At 69.3% G+C, this 17,399-nt stretch carries 13 protein-coding genes; 9 read left to right on the top strand and 4 right to left on the bottom strand.

The window, feature by feature from the left end:
- Positions 1–135: 135 nt before the first annotated feature.
- Positions 136–615, top strand: coding sequence for a GAF domain-containing protein (locus tag PGN14_RS13915; protein ID WP_335300187.1), 480 nt, complete (start codon positions 136–138; stop codon positions 613–615).
- A 39-nt stretch (positions 616–654) separates the two neighbouring features.
- Here PGN14_RS13915 and PGN14_RS13910 read toward each other — a convergent pair whose 3' ends face one another.
- Positions 655–3,132 carry a TonB-dependent receptor gene (locus tag PGN14_RS13910; protein ID WP_335300186.1) on the bottom strand — a complete coding sequence of 826 codons (2,478 nt, stop codon included), beginning with the start codon at positions 3,130–3,132 and terminating at the stop codon, positions 655–657.
- A 69-nt stretch (positions 3,133–3,201) separates the two neighbouring features.
- The gene (locus tag PGN14_RS13905) at positions 3,202–3,978 is read right to left on the bottom strand and encodes an SDR family NAD(P)-dependent oxidoreductase (RefSeq protein WP_335300185.1); all 777 of its coding nucleotides are present in this window, start codon (positions 3,976–3,978) and stop codon (positions 3,202–3,204) included.
- Positions 3,979–4,173: 195 nt separating this feature from the next.
- Here PGN14_RS13905 and PGN14_RS13900 point away from each other — a divergent pair, with 195 nt between their 5' ends.
- The 8 genes from PGN14_RS13900 (at position 4,174) to PGN14_RS13865 (ending at position 14,923) form a co-directional block, all read left to right on the top strand.
- Entirely contained in the window at positions 4,174–5,916 is a 1,743-nt protein-coding gene (locus PGN14_RS13900) for an N-acyl-D-amino-acid deacylase family protein (protein ID WP_335300184.1), read from the top strand.
- 2 nt (positions 5,917–5,918) lie between these two features.
- Positions 5,919–6,803 carry a 3-keto-5-aminohexanoate cleavage protein gene (locus PGN14_RS13895; protein ID WP_335300183.1) on the top strand — a complete coding sequence of 295 codons (885 nt, stop codon included), beginning with the start codon at positions 5,919–5,921 and terminating at the stop codon, positions 6,801–6,803.
- On the top strand, positions 6,800–7,564 hold the full coding sequence (locus tag PGN14_RS13890; protein WP_335300182.1) for an IclR family transcriptional regulator: 765 nt from the start codon (positions 6,800–6,802) through the stop codon (positions 7,562–7,564). Before PGN14_RS13895 ends, PGN14_RS13890 begins: the two co-directional genes overlap by 4 nt.
- Before the next feature lie 27 nt (positions 7,565–7,591).
- Positions 7,592–9,340 (top strand): N-acyl-D-amino-acid deacylase family protein, encoded by a 1,749-nt coding sequence (locus tag PGN14_RS13885; protein WP_335300181.1) that lies wholly within the window; start codon positions 7,592–7,594, stop codon positions 9,338–9,340.
- An 81-nt stretch (positions 9,341–9,421) separates the two neighbouring features.
- Positions 9,422–10,609 carry a DUF2252 family protein gene (locus PGN14_RS13880; protein ID WP_335300180.1) on the top strand — a complete coding sequence of 396 codons (1,188 nt, stop codon included), beginning with the start codon at positions 9,422–9,424 and terminating at the stop codon, positions 10,607–10,609.
- Positions 10,593–10,928, top strand: a complete 336-nt coding sequence (locus tag PGN14_RS13875) for a hypothetical protein (RefSeq protein ID WP_335300179.1) — start codon at positions 10,593–10,595, stop codon at positions 10,926–10,928. The genes PGN14_RS13880 and PGN14_RS13875 overlap by 17 nt, the downstream gene beginning before the upstream one ends.
- A gap of 78 nt (positions 10,929–11,006) precedes the next feature.
- Entirely contained in the window at positions 11,007–13,442 is a 2,436-nt protein-coding gene (locus PGN14_RS13870) for a PQQ-dependent sugar dehydrogenase (protein WP_335300178.1), read from the top strand.
- 134 nt (positions 13,443–13,576) lie between these two features.
- Complete coding sequence (locus tag PGN14_RS13865; protein WP_335300177.1) at positions 13,577–14,923, top strand: methyl-accepting chemotaxis protein; 1,347 nt, start codon at positions 13,577–13,579, stop codon at positions 14,921–14,923.
- A gap of 16 nt (positions 14,924–14,939) precedes the next feature.
- On the opposite strand, the gene PGN14_RS13860 is transcribed toward PGN14_RS13865, so the two are convergent.
- Both PGN14_RS13860 and PGN14_RS13855 read right to left on the bottom strand, forming a co-directional pair.
- Positions 14,940–15,974, bottom strand: a complete 1,035-nt coding sequence (locus PGN14_RS13860; RefSeq protein ID WP_335300175.1) for an alpha/beta hydrolase — start codon at positions 15,972–15,974, stop codon at positions 14,940–14,942.
- Between the two features lie 4 nt (positions 15,975–15,978).
- Positions 15,979–17,373 carry a sodium:solute symporter family protein gene (locus PGN14_RS13855; protein WP_335300174.1) on the bottom strand — a complete coding sequence of 465 codons (1,395 nt, stop codon included), beginning with the start codon at positions 17,371–17,373 and terminating at the stop codon, positions 15,979–15,981.
- Between the last annotated feature and the right edge of the window lie 26 nt (positions 17,374–17,399).

Here is a 17,399-nt window from a genome sequence, read left to right as displayed (position 1 = left end):
GCGAGCCGCCTCGACACCAGAAATATCATTGATTTGACACGATTTTCACGTCATCCCCGATGCTTCACACGGCGTCGAGGGGCGGAGTCGCGGCCCCTGACCCCGGATATTATCATCGAGGAGACTTCTACCGCGATGCACTTTCCCCTCCCCTTCGACGAGGCGGCCCGTCAGCGGGCGGTCGATGCATCGGGCGTGACGCGTCGCGCCGCCAATCCGGAGCTGCAACGGATCGTCGAACAGGCCGCCTCGCTGGCCGGCGCGCCGATCGCCGCCGTGTCGGTGATCGATCGCAGCCGTCAGTGGTTCGCCGCCAGGGTCGGCATCGACGACAGCGAGCGCCCGCGATCCGAATCCTTCTGCGCCTTCGCCATTCTGCGCCCCGGCGAGCCGCTGATCGTGTCGGACGCGACGCTGGATCCGCGCTTTTCGCACAATCCGGCGGTGCTGGGGCTGCCGCATGTGCGCTTCTATGCCGGCATTCCGCTGGTGGATCGCGCCGGATTCGCGCTCGGCGCGCTGTGCGTCGCCGATACGCGGCCCCGGCACGAGGCATTCGACGCCTATGATCTCAGCCATCTTGCGCGTGAGGCCGAACGCCTGATGCAGAATTGAGCGAGCGGGACGCCGCCGGGCGACGGCGTCCCGATCTCTTCAGAAGCCGACGCGCAGCGACAGCGATGTGGTCCGCGCGTTGATTGCGCGGGCGCGCACGATGCCGTTGGCCGGGATCACCGCGTCCTCCGCCTCGGTGAAGCCGTTGGCGTCGAACAGGTTGTTGCTGTTGAGCGAGACCAGCACCCGATCGGTGGCGCGGAACTGCACGAAGGCGTTGACCACCGTATAGCCGGGCAGCTTCAGCTGGTTGGTGTCCTGCGTATAGCTGCTGGTCGTGCCCAGCATGTTGGCACCGACGGTGAGACGGTCCAGCTCCACCTGCGGCGTCGCCTGGAAGATCAGTCGCGCCTGGCGTCGCGGCGTGTTGCCGACGACAGCGGGGTTCAGCGCGTCGCTGACGATCTTCGCATCGGTCCAGGTCGCGCCGCCCGCCAGGCTGAACGGCCCGGTACGATAGGCGCCGTCCAGCTCCACGCCATAGGCGCGATATTCGCGATCGATGAAGACCTGGCGCGTCGCCTCGTAATTCTGCTCCTCGGTCTTCGCCCAGAAGCCGGTGAGATTCACGTACAGGCCGCGCTTGCGATACTTCAGCCCGGCTTCCGCCTGGCGGACGTAATCGACCGCGGCGTCGGCGTTGACGAGATGGCCGTCGACCGTGCTGACCGCCGGCCCGAACAGCAGGCGATCGGCATTGGCGCGCGCGCCGCGGCTGTAGCGCACGAACATCGCGAACGGCTCCGACACGCGGAAGTTGATGCCCGACGAATAGGACAGATAGCGCCAGCTGTAATCGACCGGCGCGGGGCTGGTGAGCGGGATCGTCGCCACGCGCGTTTCCGCCGCCGAGATCACGCCGTCGCCGTTGATGTCGCGGGTCACCGTGCCGACACGCCCGCCGCCCAGATCGGCACCGTAGATCGATCCCTGCGCGTCGCCGACATCGTAGCGGATGCTGGCGCCCAGCGCGACTCGGCCGATCTTGTAGTTGAGCGACCCGAACGGCGCGTTGACGTTATAGTCGACGCGATAGCTGCGACGACAGCAACCGCCGAAATAATCGGCGCCGAACGCGTAGAAACCGTTCTGCGTCTGGGCGGTACCGTTGGCGCTCACCACATCGACCAGCGCCGCGCGCCCGTCGCCGCGCACGTCCATCAGCGTGGAGGTCCACAGCCAGTCGGTGTCGATCGTCTGGCGCGACGTGTAGAAGCCGGCGGTCGTGGTCAGTTCGCCCGCGCCGATCGGATCGACGCGGCTGGCCCGCAGGTCGTTGGTGACATTGTCGAGGCTGTTCAGCTTCGTATCGAACACCACCACCTGCGCCAGCAGGCCGTTGCCGTTCAGCGCCGACGGGTTGGCGATGACCTGCCCCGTGGCCGGACCGGTGGCATAGCGCAGCGTCGCCCCCGCCCCGCCCAGCGCGGTCGCGATGGCCGCCGCGCTGTCGACGTTGGAGGGGAAGTTGGAGATGAACCGGCCCGAGATGTCGGCGTAGCGGAATCGGTCGGTGACGGTCCAGCCGGATACGTCGAACCGCGTCTCGACGCCGAACGCCTTGACCACCGGATGCTGCCCGTCACGGATATCGTCGACGACCGGGTTGTTCTGCCCGTCCAGCGTCACGTTGCCGGTGATGTAGCGCGACAGCAGCGCATCGCGTGCGATGTCGAAGCCGGCGATGTTCCGGTATTGCGGGTCGGCGTTGGTGCCCGTCACGCGGACGGGATTGGGCAGATAGCCCGCCGACCGGTCGTTCAGGAACTTGCCGTAGAAGCGGATATAGCCGCCCTCGAATTCCTTGGTGACGTTCAGCTTGATCTGGCCGCCTTTGGTGCCGTCATAGCCGACCCGGCGCGGCCCTTCGCCCTGATGATAGAAGCCGCCGACGTGGAAGCGCAGCGTGTCGCTGACCTTCGCGCCATAGTCGAAGTCGAGACGATGGTCGCCATAGTCGAGCCCCGCCGTCGCCATGATCGCGCCGCCGGGCACCTCGCCCGTCTTCGAGATCATGTTGATGACGCCGCCCGGCGAGTTGGACGAGAAGGTGGAGGCGGAGCCGCCGCGGATCGCGTCGACCGAGGCGACGTTCATGTCGGCGCGCAGGAAAATGTCGGCATTGCCGAAGGTGATGTCGCCGAATTCCAGCACCGGCAGGCCATCTTCCTGCAATTGCAGGAACTTGGCGCCGCCCGATGCGATCGGCAGCCCGCGGATCGAGATATTGGCATTGCCGTCGCCGCCGGAGCTTTCCGCGCGGATGCCGGGCACGTTGCGGAAGATCTCCGCGGTCGAGCGCGGCGCGACCTTCAGGATCTCCGCCTGGCTCAGCGAGCTGGTCGAGATCGCGCTGTCCAGACGGTCGCGACCGCGCGCGACCGCGGTCACCACGATATCCTTGTCGGCGGGCTTGTCCGCCGCGTCCCCGGCCGGAACCGGGGCTTGGGCGTGGGCCTGAACCGGAACGAGCAGCGCGAACGGAATGGTCGAGATCAACAGGCGATGAATGAGCAATTTTTCCCCCTAGAATTGGTCGGGGGCGTCTCTACGAACCAGTTCTTGCAAACGATTTAATGCCGATGGTCAGCCATTGCGCGCGGTCAGGCCGCCATCGACGGGGATGATCGCGCCGGTGACATAGGAGGCGGCGGGAAGGCACAGGCTGAGCGTCATGTGCGCGACCTCCTCCGGGCGGCCATAGCGCCGCAGGGCGGTGCGCACCCGGGCGAACGCCGCCTTGTCGCCGTCGTCGACGAACGACGTCATGGGCGTGTGGATCGGCCCCGGGCAGATCGCGTTGACGGTGATCTGTTCCTTGCCCAGATCGACCGCCAGCGCGCGCGTGAGGCCGATCACGCCAGCCTTGCTGGCAGCGTAATGCGTGTCGCGCGGCGACGCGCCCAGCCCCTCGGTCGATGAGATGTTGACGATCCGCGCACTGTCGGAACGCCGCAGCCACGGCAGTGCGGCGCGCACGACGCGTTGATGCGCGGTCAGGTTGATCGCGACGATCTTATCCCACATCGCGTCATAGCCGTCGTCCTCGATCCCCACGCCCATCGCCGCGATCCCGGCATTGTTGACGACGATGTCGAGCGCGCCGAAATGCTCCGCCGCCTGCGTCACGACGCCCGCGATCGCCGCATGGTCGGCAAGATCGAGCGTCCACCCCCGCGCCGTCCCGCCCGCCGCGACGATCGCGTCGACCACCCCCGCGATCCCCGCGGCGTCGCGATCGATCACCGCGACGCTGGCGCCCTCTCGCGCCATCAGCGTCGCGGTGGCGGCACCCATGCCGTTGGCCGCGCCGGTGACGAGCGCCACCTTCCCCGCGATGCTCCGCTCCGGTGAGACACTCATGGCACCATCCTCGACATGTGGAACGACAGCCGATGTCCGTATCAGCGCGCGTTGCGCCTTGGCCATCGAAAACGACGTCCCGACATCACCGACATTCTCCAAGGAGAATAACGTTCGCCTGCGCGAATTTTGCTTGCCTGTCCGCCGCTTGAGGATACCCTCCACGGCAAAATACGAAAGCGCAGGAGAGAGGCGATGTACGACCTGATCGTTCGCAACGGCACGATCGTCGACGGCACCGGCGCGGCGCCGTTCCGTGGCGACGTGGCGATCCAGGGCGATCGCATCGCCGCCGTCGGCCATGTCAGCGGCCCCGCGACGCGCGAGATCGATGCCGAGGGGCGGATCGTCACGCCGGGCTGGGTCGACATCCACACCCATTATGACGGACAGATCACCTGGGCGTCGCGACTCGACCCCTCCTCCACGCTGGGCGCAACGACGGTGGTGGTCGGCAATTGCGGCGTCGGCTTCGCCCCGGTGCGTGCCGGGGACGAGGATACGCTGATCCGGTTGATGGAGGGGGTGGAGGACATCCCCGGCGCCGCGCTGCACGAGGGGCTGTCGTGGCAGTGGGAGACGTTCGGCGAATATATGGATGCGGTGGAGGCGCTGCCGCACGATATCGATGTCGCGGTGCAGGTGCCACACGGCGCGCTGCGCGTGTACGTCATGGGGCAGCGCGGCGCCGATCGCGAGCCTGCGACGCCGCAGGAGAACGCGGCGATGCGCGCGCTGACCGCGGAGGCGATCCGCGACGGCGCGCTGGGCTTCTCCACCACGCGCACGATGGTCCATCGCACCGCGGACGGCGACCTGACGCCGACGGTGCGCGCCGCACGCGAGGAGATGGAGGCGATCGCGCACGGGCTGGCGGATGCCGGATCGGGCGTGATCCAGTGGGTGTCCGACTTTCAGGACATGGACGAGGAATTCGCGCTGGTGCGCGACCTGACCAGGATCGCGGGTCAGCCGCTCAGCTTCTCGATGGTGCAGGCCGATGTCGTGCCCAACCAGTGGCGCGAACTGACCGGGCGGCTGGAGCAGGCGGTGGCGGAAGGCTATCCGATCAAGGCGCAGATCGCCGGGCGTCCGGTCGGGCTGATGCTGGGGTTGCAGGGATCGGTCCACCCGTTCATCAGCCGGCCGAGCTATGCCAGGATCCAGCATCTGCCGCTCGCCGGGAAGGTGGCGGCGATGCGCGATCCCTTCCTGCGCGCGCGGTTGATCGCGGAGGCGCCGCTGAAGGATCATCCGTTCGTCAACTCGGTCGCGGGCGCACACCACAAGATGTTCCGCATCGGCCACCACGTCGATTACGAGCCGGACCCCGCGACCAGCATCGCCGCCGAGGCGGAGCGGCTGGGCGTCCACCCCGACGAACTGGTCTATGACGCGCTGCTGGAGGACGAGGGGCGCGCCTTCCTGTTCTTCCCGATGCACAATTACGTCGAGGGCAATCTCGACAACGTGCAGGCGATGATCGAGCATCCCGACACGCTGGCCGGGCTGTCCGACGGCGGCGCGCATGTCGGCGCGATCTGCGACGTCAGCCTGCCGACCTTCATGCTGACGCACTGGTGCCGCGACCGCACGCGCGGGCCGCTGCTCGACCTCGCCACCACGGTGCGTCAGCAGACGCGCGACACTGCGCGCGCGGTGGGGCTGGAGGATCGCGGGGTGGTGGCGCCGGGCTATCTCGCCGACCTCAACGTCATCGATTTCGACGCGCTGGCGCTGGGGCGGCCGTACATGGTCTATGACCTGCCGACCGGCGCGCGACGGCTGATGCAGAAGGCGACCGGCTATGTCGCGACGATCAAGTCGGGCGCGGTGATCTATGCCGAGGGCGAGGCGACCGGCGCGCTGCCGGGCAAGCTGATCCGCGGGCGCCAGCCGGCGCCCGAGCCGGTGCGGGATGCGGCACTGGCGGCGTGACGATGCCGCCGCTCATCATCGAGGCCGCGCTCAACGGCGCGACGCCCAGGACGCGCAACCCGCATGTGCCGGTGACGCCGCAGGAGATCGCCGACGCCGCACTCGCCGCGATCGACGCGGGTGCGGCGATCGTCCACACGCATATCGAGCGGATGGACCTGACCGGCGACGCCGCGGTCGCGCGCTATATGGAGGGCTATGCCCCGATATTGGCGGCGCGCCCCGACGCGATCCTGTGGGGAACGGTGGCGACCGGCCCCGATGCGGAGGCGCGCTTCGGCCATTATCGCGGGCTGGCGCGCGCCGGCGTGCGGATGGGCGCGTTCGACCCGGGATCGGTGAACCTGGGCACGCATGGCGCAGACGGTTTGCCGGGCCAGTCGTTCGTCTATGCGACCTCGTACCGCGACATCGCCTGGCTCGCCGCGCTGCACGAGGAGGAGCGGCTGGCGCCCGCGATCGCGATCTACGAACCCGGCTGGCTGCGCACGACGCTCGCCTATCATCAGGCCGGGCGGCTGCCCGCCGGCGCGTTCGTGAAGCTGTATTTCGGCGGCCGCTACAACTTCCTCGACGGGAAGCGCAGCGCGGTGACCTTCGGCCTGCCGCCGACCGAGCGCGCGCTCGATGCCTATCTGGAACTGCTCGACGGGTCCGGACTGCCCTGGGCGGTAGCCGCGATCGGCGACGATGTGGTGGAGACGGGGCTGGCGCGCCTGGCGATCGAGCGCGGCGGGCATGTCCGCGTCGGACTGGAGGATTTCGGCGGCGATCATACGCCCACCAACCTCGCGCTGATCGCACAGGTGGTCGCGCTGGCGGAACGGGCCGGTCGTGCGGTCGCCACCCCACGCGAGGCGGCGGCGCTGCTGGGGCTGCCGCGGTGAGCAACGTGGTGCCGATCGCGACCGCCGCGGTGCCGGCGAAGCCGGTCGGCGCGGTGACCGCCGCGGTCGCGATCCTGCGCTGCCTGGGGCGTCACGCCGACAGCATGCGGCTGAGCGAGATCGTGCGCGCGGAGGCGATCAACCCCTCCACCGCGCTCAACATCCTGCGCACGCTGGAATATGAGGGGCTGGTGTCGTTCGACCGCCGGGCCAAGCGCTATGCGCTGGCGGACGGGCTCGCCGAACTGGCCGCGCCGCTGAGCGGGCGCGACGATCCGGTGCAGCGCGCCCAGCGCGCGATGGCGGCGGCGGCACAGGAACTGCACGCGACGATCGGGCTGTGGCGCGTGGTCGGCGACGAGGTGGAGCTGATCCATGTCGCCGACAGCGGTGCTGCGATCCGCATCGCCTTCACGCTGGGGCGCCGCCTGCCGATGCTGCTGGGTGCGATGGGGCGGCTGGTCGCGGCGCGCGGCGGGCTGGACGATGCGGCGCTGGCGACGGGGTTCGCCGCGGTGCCCTGGGCGGTCGCGCCCGATTACGCGACCTGGCTCGGCGAGGTGGCGGCGGCGGGACGCGACGGCGTCGGGGTCGATCGCGGCCATGTCAACGCCGGCATCCTGGGCGTGGCGGTGCCGCTCGAATCCGCGGGACCGCTGCGCCACGTCATCGCCGCGGCGATGTTCGACGCCGATCCGAATGCCGACGTCCACCCCATCGCTCGCCGGCTGCGCGCGGTGGCGGACGCGGCCAACGCCTGATCAACGAGACAGCAACGGAGAGCCAGCGTGTACGACCTCCTCATCAAGAACGGCACGATCGTCGACGGCACGGGCGCGGCGCGATTCCGCGGCGACGTGGGCGTGGCGGACGGCCGGATCGTCGCGGTCGGCGAGGCCGAGGGCACCGCGCGCGAGACGATCGACGCCGACGGCTGCATCGTCACCCCGGGATTCGTCGACATCCACACCCATTACGACGGGCAGGTGTCGTGGGACCAGGTGCTGGCGCCATCGTCGATCAACGGGGTCACCTCCGCCGCAATGGGCAATTGCGGGGTCGGCTTCGCGCCCGCGCGCGCCGACAAGCACGACTGGCTGATCCAGTTGCTGGAGGGGGTGGAGGACATCCCCGGCAGCGCGCTGGCCGAGGGGCTCACCTGGGATTGGGAGAGCTTCCCCGATTATCTGGATGCGCTGGCGCGGCGCGAATATACGATCGATCTGGGTGCGCACCTGCCGCATGCCGCGTTGCGCGCCTATGTGATGGGCGATCGCGGCGGCGACCATCTGGCGCGCCCCAGCGAGCGCGAGGTGGCGGCGATGGCGACGCTGACGCGCGAGGCGATGGAGGCCGGCGCGCTCGGCTTCTCCACCTCGCGCACCCATGCGCATCGCAGCCGCGACGGGCTGAACATCGGTACGCTGACCGCGGAGGATCCCGAACTGATGGGGATCGCCGCGGCGCTGCGCGACAGCGGCAAGGGCGTGATCCAGCTGATCTCCGACGCGTATCTGACCGCGGACGACGATTTCGCCGCGGCGGAGCTGCAACTGATCCGCCGCCTCGCCACCACCAGCGGGCGGCGCGTGTCCTTCACCGTGCAGCAGACCGACGACGCGCCCGACCGCTGGAAGGGCATCTATCGCGAGGTGGCGCAGATGGTCGCGGACGGCCTGCCCGTCACCACGCAGGTGGCGCCGCGCCCGATCGGCGCGATCCTCAGCTTCGCCTCGACCACCAATCCGTTCGTCGTCACCGCCACCTATCGCCGCATCGCCGCGACCAGCGCCAGCGTGGACGAACGGCTGCACGCGCTGGCGGACCCGGCGGTGCGCGCCGCGATCCTGGAGGAGCATGCCGCATTCCATGCCAGCGAGGGGTTCATCGCGCTCATCACCCGCGGCTTCACCCGCATGTTCCGCATGACCGACCCGGTCGACTACGAACCGGACGAGCGCCATTCCATCGGCGCCGCCGCCGCGCGCGCGGGCGCCGATCCGGCCGCGTTCGTCTATGACACGCTGCTGGAGGAAAGGGGCCGCCGGCTGCTGTACATGCCGCTCATCAACTATGCGCGCGGCAATCTGGACGACGTGTTCGGCATGATGACGGGCGAGCATGCGCTCTACGGCCTGTCCGATGGCGGCGCGCATTGCGGCACGATCTGCGACGGCAGCTTTCCGACGACGACGATCGCCTTGTGGTCGCGCGGCAGCAAGTCGGGGCTCAGCACCCCGCTGGAGCAGCTGGTGCATGGCTATACCCGGCGCAACGCGGCGCATGTCGGCTGGCACGATCGCGGGGTGGTGGCGACGGGCTATCTCGCCGACCTCAACGTGATCGCGCTGGACGAGCTGTCGCTGGCACCGCCCGAGATCGTCCAGGACCTTCCCGCCGGGGGCACCCGCCTGTTGCAGCAGCCGCGCGGCTATCGCTGGACGGTGAAGTCGGGAATGCCCACCTTCGAACGCGGCGAATGGACCGGCCGCACCCCGGGGCGCCTGTTGCGCGGAGGACGCGCGCTGGCGGCGTGAGCGCGGCAGGACGGCAACGTTTCGTTACTTTTCGGGCGACCAGGCGTTGCCCCGGAAACGAGCAACGAGGTTCTGCCGTCCATGCCCCTTCCTGCCGAGCGTCACGCCGTTCTCGATCGCAAGCGCACGCTCAAGATGGCCCGGTCCGCGCATGCCTATGTGCGCGGCAACACCGCGAAATTCTACGAATGGCTGGCCGCGTCGCGGGTCGCGGCGCGGGTGCCGCAGGGCACGCCGATCTGGATCTGCGGCGACTGTCACCTCGGCAATCTCGGCCCCGTCGCCAACGGCGATGGCCGGATCGAGATCCAGATCCGCGACCTGGACCAGGCGGTGATCGGCAACCCCGCGCACGACCTGATCCGGCTGGGGCTGTCGCTGGCGACGGCGGCGCGCGGCTCCGACCTGCCCGGCGTCGTCACGATGCGGATGATGGAGGAGATGGTCGACGGCTATGCCGCCGCGATCCGCGATCCGGCGTGCCACGATTGCGGCGAGGAATCCGATGTCGTGCGCAGCGTCGAGCGCGCGGCACTGGGCCGGCGCTGGTGCCATCTCGCCAGGGAGCGGCTCGACGCGGTCGAACCGCGCATCCCGCTCGGCAAGCGGTTCTGGCAACTGGCGGCGGAGGAGCGCGCGGCGCTGGAGCATCTGTTCGACGACGACCGCGTCGCCGCGATGGTGCTCTCGCTGAAGGGCAAGCGCGGGAACCGCGAGGTGCGGCTGGTCGACGCCGCCTATTGGATGAAGGGATGCAGTTCGCTGGGGCTGCTGCGCTATGCCGCGATCGTCGGCGTCCGCACCCGCAAGGGCAATTGGTCCTACGCCCTGATCGACCTGAAGGAGGCGACGGACCCGATCGCGCCTGCCGCCGCCGGGGCGGTCATGCCGCAGGACGACGGCGAGCGCGTGGTCGCCGCGGCGCGGGCGTTGTCCCCCTATCTCGGCACGCGGATGCTGCCGGTGCGGATGCTGGACCGGTCGCTGTTCATCCGCGAGTTGACGCCGCACGATCTGAAGCTGGAGGTCGATCAGTTCAGCCATGGCGAGGCGGTGCGCGCCGCGCGCCATCTGGCGTTCGTGGTGGGCAAGGCGCACGGCCGCCAGATGGATCGCGCCGCGCGCGACCACTGGCTGGGCGTGCTGGAGGCGGATCGTCGCAGCGCGATCGATACGCCGACCTGGCTGTGGGAAAGCGTGGTCGCGCTGGCCGGGCAGCACGAGGTGGGCTATCTCGACCATTGTCGGCGCTATGCCCTCGCCGCGTGACGCGGTGACGACCCCGGACGGCCGCTATCTGGTCGTCCGCGGACGATTGTGGCGGACCAGCGATCCCGCGCTCGACCCGCACGAGCGCCAGACGCTGGTCGATGCGCTGATGTCGGCGCGCCGTGCCGTGCAGGCCGCACTCCGCGCGCGCGACGACGCGGCGCTGCGCCGTGCGCGCGAGCGGGTACAGGCGGCGAAGGTGGCGCTGGGCGAGCGTGGGCCGGTGTGGTGGGACGATGGCGCCCCCGACCTCAACCGCCACATGGCGAAGAACACCGGTTATGCCGGCTGGTACGCGCGATTGGACGGCGAGCCTTGACGAAAGCCCCCGCCTTTTCAGCTTGCTAAGCGCGACGCCCCGGCCCAGTCTCGCGAAGGGGAAGAGCGGGGATGTGCGATGATCGTTGTCAGCGGCGCGGCGGATGATCGCGTTACCGGATCCGCCGGCGCGGATGTCCTGTCGGGCGGACTGGGGTCGGACCAGCTGTTCGGCGGCGACGGCGACGACATCCTCTATGGCTTCGGCACCGCCGACCGCACGCCGGACTCGGGCGTCATCGACATCCATCGGCTTCCCTTCAGCTTCGCCAGCCCGGTCTATGCGGCCTCCCCGCCGGGGCAGCCGGACCTGCTCTACGTCGTCGAGCAACACGCCGGCCGCATCATCGTCCTCGACACCACCACCGAGACGAAGCGGGCCACGCCGTTCCTCGACCTGCCCGACGCCGGCCTCGCCACCGGCGGCGAACAGGGGATGCTGGGGCTGGCGTTCGATCCCGATTACGCCGCCAACGGACGGTTCTACGTCTATCTGACCAACCAGGCCGGCGCGGTGGAGGTGCGCGAATATACGCGCTCCGCCGCCGACCCGAACCAGGCCGACGCGGCATCGGCCCGGACGATCCTCACCTTCGATCACCCGGGCAGCCAGCATTACGGCGGGTGGATGGACTTCGGCCCCGACGGCTATCTGTATATCGCGACGGGCGACGGCGGCTATCCGGGGCGGGTCGAGGATACCGCGCAGGATCCCAACTCGCTGCTGGGCAAGATGCTGCGGATCGACGTCCATGGCGACGGCTTCCCGGACGATGCGAACCGCAATTACGCCATCCCGGAGGGCAATGCCTTCGCGACCGGCAGCGGCGCGCCCGAGGTCTGGGCATCCGGGTTGCGCAATCCCTGGCGCAACAGCTTCGATACGAAGACCGGCGACCTCTACATCGCCGACGTGGGCGAGGACACGACCGAGGAGGTCAATTACGTCAGGGCGGGCACGCCGGGCGGGCTGAACTTCGGATGGCGGGTCAAGGAAGGGTCCACGGGGTCGAACGACCCGGCCTATACCGACCCCGCGCTCGAATATACGCACGGCAGCGGCCCGCTGAACGGGACGTCGGTGACCGGCGGCTATGTCTATCACGGGCCGGGCGGTGCGCAGGACCTGTATCTGTTCGCCGATTTCTCCGCCAATCACCTGTGGGCGACCCGCATCGTCGATGGCGAGCCCCAGTTCTTCCGCAACCTGGACGCCGACCTGCGCGTGGATGCCGGACGGTTCAGCGCCATCGTCTCCTTCGCGCAGAGCGGCAACGGCCAGCTCTATGCGATGGGCGTCGACGGCAAGTTCCTGCGGCTGAGCTTCTCCGAGGCCGCCGGCGACGGCAACGATACGCTGGACGGTGGCGCGGGGAACGATGCCCTGTACGGCGGCAGCGGCGACGACGTCCTGCTGGGCGGCGCGGGTGACGACCTGCTGGTCGGCGGATTGGGCAACGACACGCTCGACGGCGGCGCGGGCGACGACACGGCGCGCTTCTCCGGCACGCTCGCGCAGCATCTGATCCAATACGACCAGGCGAGCGGCCGGCTGATCGTCAGTGACACCCGCAGCGGCCCGTTCGACGGGATCGATACGCTCACCGGCGTCGAGCATCTGGCCTTCGACGACGGCACGGTGGATGCCGCGGCCTACCTGCCGACGACCTTCTCGATCGTCGCGGTCACCGCCGCGGCGACGGAAGGCAACAGCGGCAGCACGCCGTTCGCGTTCACGATCGAGCGCCACGGCGCGCTCGGCACCGCCGCGACCGTCACGTTCGCCACCACCAGCGCGGTCGCGAACGGCGCGGATTTCGTCGGCGGGGCGCTGCCGACCGGATCGGTCGTCTTCGCGCCGGGGCAGACGACCGCGATCGTAACGATCGCCGTCGCCGGCGATGTCGTGGTCGAAGGCGACGAGAGCTTCACGGTGACGCTGACCTCCGCCAGCGGCGGCAGTATCGATCCGCTCCATGCGGCGGCAAGCAGCATCATCCGCAACGACGATGTGACGCCGGGCAGCTATGTGCGCGGGACCGCGGGCGCGGACACGCTCGACTATTCCTCCGCCACCGCCAGGGTGATGATCGCAGGGCTGGAGGGGAACGACGTCCTGCGCGGCGGAGCTTGCGACGACTCGCTGAACGGTGGCGCAGGCGACGACATCCTGTCGGGCGGCGCCGGCAGGGACACGATCACCGGCGGCCCGGGCGCCGACCGGATGAGCGGCGGGGCAGGCGACGACACGTTCGTGATCGCGGCCGGCGACCTGGCGCTGACGGGGACGACTGACCTGATCGTGGACTTCCAGGGCGCCGGCCAGCCGGGTGGCGACACCATCCGCGTCAGCGGCTTCGCCAAAGGATCGACACTCGACTGGGTCGGCGACAGCGGCAACGCCCGGATCTACGAGGTGCATGACGCGGCCGGCGTCGCCTGGGGGCAGATTCGGGTGAGCGCGGGCGGCACGCCCGGCCCGCTGCTGACGGCGGGCGACTATTCCTTCCTCTGAACGGCGGGACTTTTGCGGTCCGGATTGGACTTCGGTCTAACCCGCGCCGCGCGGCGGACGCGATTAAGCGGGCGTTTACCGGCAAAATTCACGCCGTTGGGCATCGTCACGATGTTGAAGAAGCGATGCTGCCCATGCTGAAGTGGTTCAAGGAAACCGCCCCGATCCGCCTGAAGTTCAAGGTGCTGCTCGTCGTGTACGGCACCTTGTCGGCGATGCTCGCCGCGCTCGCCTGCTACGCGGCGGCGGCAGCGCCGGGTATCGACGTCGCGGTCGTCGCTTCGGTCGCGGCGGCGCTGGTCCTGACGGTTCTGGCGGTGACAATGCTGGCCTCGCACCTCATCTGCACGCCCTATGTGAACACCGTCCTGCGGATGGAGGCGCTGGCGGCCGGCGACCTCGACAGCCCCGTTGCCTATACCCGGCATCGCGACTGCGTCGGCCGCATGACCACCGCGATGGAGAGCTTCCGCGGAAGCTCGCTCGCCGCCGCCGAATGCGAGACGCAGCGCGCGATGGCGCTGGCGATGGGCACCGGGTTGAACGAGATCGCGGCCGGCAATTTGACCTATCGCATCACCGCGGAGTTGAGCGGCGCCTTCGTGCAGTTGAAGGAGGACTTCAACACCGCGGCGGCGGCGCTGTGCTCCGCGCTGTCGGTGGTCGACACCAGTGCCGCGGGGATCGCCGACGGTGCGAACGACATCCATCGCGCCGCCGACGATTTGTCGCGCCGTACCGAGCAGCAGGCCGCGTCGCTGGAACAGGCCGCCGCCGCGATGCAGCAGATCACCACCACCGTTCACGACACCGCGACCCATGCGGTCCACGCCAACGACGCGGTCAGCGAGGCGCGCCGCGACGCGGAACAGTCCGGCGAGGTCGTCCGCCGTGCCGTCGACGCGATGAGCGGGATCGAGCGTTCCTCCGACGAGATCAGCGAGATCATCGCCGTGATCGACGGCATCGCGTTCCAGACCAACCTGCTGGCACTCAACGCCGGGGTCGAGGCCGCGCGCGCGGGCGATGCGGGCAAGGGTTTCGCGGTGGTGGCGAGCGAGGTGCGCGCGCTCGCGCAGCGCTCGGCGGACGCGGCGAAGGACGTCAAGGCGCGGATCACCACGTCCAGCCAGCAGGTCGAGGTCGGCGCGAGGCTGGTCGCGGACGCCGGCGCCTCGCTGGATCGCATCTCGGGGCGCATCTCGAACATCAGCGTCCTGGTGTCCGACATCGCAGCGGCCGCCAACCAGCAGGCGACCGGGTTGCAGCAGGTCAATCAGGCGGTCGGCGAGATGGACGTCATGACGCAGCGCAACGCCGCGATGGTCGAGGAGACGATGGCCGCCGTCGCCAGCCTGACCGAACAGACCGACCGCATGTCGACCGAGACGCGCCGCTTCCACGTCCGCCCGCGCGACGTCGTGCCGATCGGATCGGCCCGCGCCGCGGCGTCCCACACGGCATCGCGGCGCCGCGCCTGACGCCGACCGCCTGCCGTCAGCGCAGGTGCGACGTCAGGAAGCGTGCGATGACCTGGTGCGCCTCGCGCGCCTCGGGCACGTCCGCATCGTAGAAGAAGGCGTGCCGGCCGCCTTCCCAGACGTTCAGCTGCGCCGGCACCCCGGCGGCCACCAGCCGCGAATGGAGATAGACGGCGCTGCTGAGCGCGAAGTCACGCGTGCCGACCACGACCAGCGTCGGGGGGAATTTGGCGAGCACCGACGCGTCGCGCGCCGGAAAGGCGGCGGTGTCGGTCGCGGCGGCGCCCGCCATATAGCCCAGCGGACGCGGCGCGGCGGATGGCGGCGCCTCCCCGTCACCCAGCACCGCGCCATAGGTGCGCGAATCCCCCGCCATCGTGGCATCGGCACCGGCGCAGAAGATGCCCGCGACCGCCGGCGCCGGCAGGCCGTGCGTCTGGAACCACGCCAGCGACTGCGCCGTCAGCAACCCGCCGGCGGAGCATCCGAACAGGCCGATGCGACGCGCCGGCGCGGTCTTGAGCACCGCGCGATAGACGCTCGAGACATCCTCTGAGGCCGCGGGATAGCGCGCCTGCGGCGCCAGGCGATAGTCGATGCTGATGACGCGGATCCCCGTCAGTGCGGCGACGGGGACGGATTCCAGACCGCCGCATTCCGTGAAACAGCCGACGAAGCCGCCGCCATGGACGTTCAGCAGCACTTTGCCGCGATCCGCTTTGGCAACGCCCGCTGCGGGTTCGTACACGAGGACGGGTATGCCGCCGATCGTGTCGCGGCGCACGCTGACCTTGTAGCGCGCCTTCGCCCGCTCCAGACGCGGGCCGAACAGCGCCGCGTTGAGGTCCGCGATCGACCGTCCCTTCAGCGAACGTTCGGTCATGATATGCTCGACACGCGACCGGTTGCCCTCGTTGCTCATCAGCGGCGACGACGGGACCGTCATCGCGGGCATGGCGATGCTGCCGTCGGGATCGACCCGGACGGTCTGTGCCGTCGCGGCGGTGGTGGCGAGAAGGGCGGCAAGGGCAACGATCGGGCGCAGGGTCATGGCTTCAGACTCGCTGTTCGCGAACGGGGTCGCCCTGACGGCCGATCCAGCGTTCGAGGAGGAGCACCGCGGCCGGGGTGACCGCGGCGACATACATGTTGTCAATGCCCAGCGGGTTGCCGAGCAGGTACCAGATCGTGGTCAGCACGCCGCTGGCGACCAGAGCCGCCACCGCGCCGCGCCCGCTGCCCAGCCATGGCAGATAGACGCCGGTCAGCGCGATGATCGCGATCGACAGCCGCAACGCGCGCGTGAAGAACGACAATTGCAGGATGTGCGGGGTGACGAACACGCACAGCAGCGGCACCAGTCCGACCGCGAGCGCGACCCATCGCGTGGCGCGCAGTTCGGCCTCCGGCTCAGGCTTGCGCCAGGGCACGTAGAAGTCACGCATCACCAGCGCGGTGGTCGCCAGCGCGACGGTGCTGACGCTGACCAGCGCCGAGGCGACGAGCGAGACGGTGACGACCGCCGCCATCGGCGACGACATGCGATCGATGAAGACCGGCAGCGCGTACAGGCTGTCCTGATCGGGGAAGAGATAGCGCGCCGCGACCCCCACGAACGCCAGCGCGAAACCGAGCGGCAGGCACAGCAACGCGGCCAGCAGCGCGGAGGAGCGGGCGGCGCGCGCATCGCGGTTCGCGGCGATCGCCTGCACGATATATTGCGTCGAGAAGATCGCGCCCAGCGTGCCGACGATCCAGGCGAAGATCGTGTTCGCGCCGATATCGCCGTCCCAGGTGAAATAGGAGGCGGGAAGCGCATCCCGCATCGGCTGGATCCCGCCGGTGAGCGATGCGGCGACCACGACCAGCATCGCGATCCCGAACAGCTTCATGGCGCTGTGCAGCACGGTGACATAGGCGATGCTCTTCAGCCCGCCGAACACGTAATAGACCGCGCTGAACCCGGCGATGACGAAGGTCGAGGTGGTCAGGTCGAGCCGCAGCGCGGTCGCCAGCGCGGCGGCGCCGCTGACGTAATTACCGACGTTCACCAGCAGCAGCGCGTAGATCATGATGATCGATACCGCGATCCGCGCGCCGTTGCCGAAGCGCTGCTCCACCAGCCCGGAGATGGTATGCTGCTGCGAGGTATAGATCTGCCGTGCGAAGAAGATGCCCAGCAGCAGGAAGCCGATCGCGGCGGCCAGCACCGACCAGCCCGCCGCCATCCCCTTCTCGAACGCCTCCTGCGCGGTGCCGACGGTCGACTTCGCGCCGATGAACTCGCTCATCAGCAGCACCGCGATCACCACCGCGGGCAGCGCGCGCGATCCTACCATGAACTGCGCGTTGGTCCGACTGCGCAGCACGAAGGCGAGCAGGCTGGTCAGCACGATATAGACCAATACCGATCCCACGATCAGGCCGTGGCGCAGGGCGTCGTCGGTCATCCATTCTCTCCCGTCGCGGCGGGAGC

The organism is Sphingomonas adhaesiva (genome assembly GCF_036946305.1).
GTDB classification, from domain to species: domain Bacteria; phylum Pseudomonadota; class Alphaproteobacteria; order Sphingomonadales; family Sphingomonadaceae; genus Sphingomonas; species Sphingomonas adhaesiva_B.
This window is presented reverse-complemented; position numbering and strand designations above follow the sequence as displayed.

Excerpts from the sequence above, each read along its gene's own strand:
- PGN14_RS13860 (WP_335300175.1), bottom strand. The coding sequence starts at position 15,974 with ATGACCCTGCGCCCGATCGTTGCCCTTGCCGCCCTTCTCGCCACCACC.
- PGN14_RS13870 (WP_335300178.1), top strand. The coding sequence starts at position 11,007 with ATGATCGTTGTCAGCGGCGCGGCGGATGATCGCGTTACCGGATCCGCC.
- PGN14_RS13855 (WP_335300174.1), bottom strand. The coding sequence starts at position 17,373 with ATGACCGACGACGCCCTGCGCCACGGCCTGATCGTGGGATCGGTATTG.
- PGN14_RS13915 (WP_335300187.1), top strand. The coding sequence starts at position 136 with ATGCACTTTCCCCTCCCCTTCGACGAGGCGGCCCGTCAGCGGGCGGTC.
- PGN14_RS13875 (WP_335300179.1), top strand. The coding sequence starts at position 10,593 with ATGCCCTCGCCGCGTGACGCGGTGACGACCCCGGACGGCCGCTATCTG.
- PGN14_RS13905 (WP_335300185.1), bottom strand. The coding sequence starts at position 3,978 with ATGAGTGTCTCACCGGAGCGGAGCATCGCGGGGAAGGTGGCGCTCGTC.
- PGN14_RS13865 (WP_335300177.1), top strand. The coding sequence starts at position 13,577 with ATGCTGAAGTGGTTCAAGGAAACCGCCCCGATCCGCCTGAAGTTCAAG.
- PGN14_RS13900 (WP_335300184.1), top strand. The coding sequence starts at position 4,174 with ATGTACGACCTGATCGTTCGCAACGGCACGATCGTCGACGGCACCGGC.
- PGN14_RS13880 (WP_335300180.1), top strand. The coding sequence starts at position 9,422 with ATGCCCCTTCCTGCCGAGCGTCACGCCGTTCTCGATCGCAAGCGCACG.
- PGN14_RS13895 (WP_335300183.1), top strand. The coding sequence starts at position 5,919 with ATGCCGCCGCTCATCATCGAGGCCGCGCTCAACGGCGCGACGCCCAGG.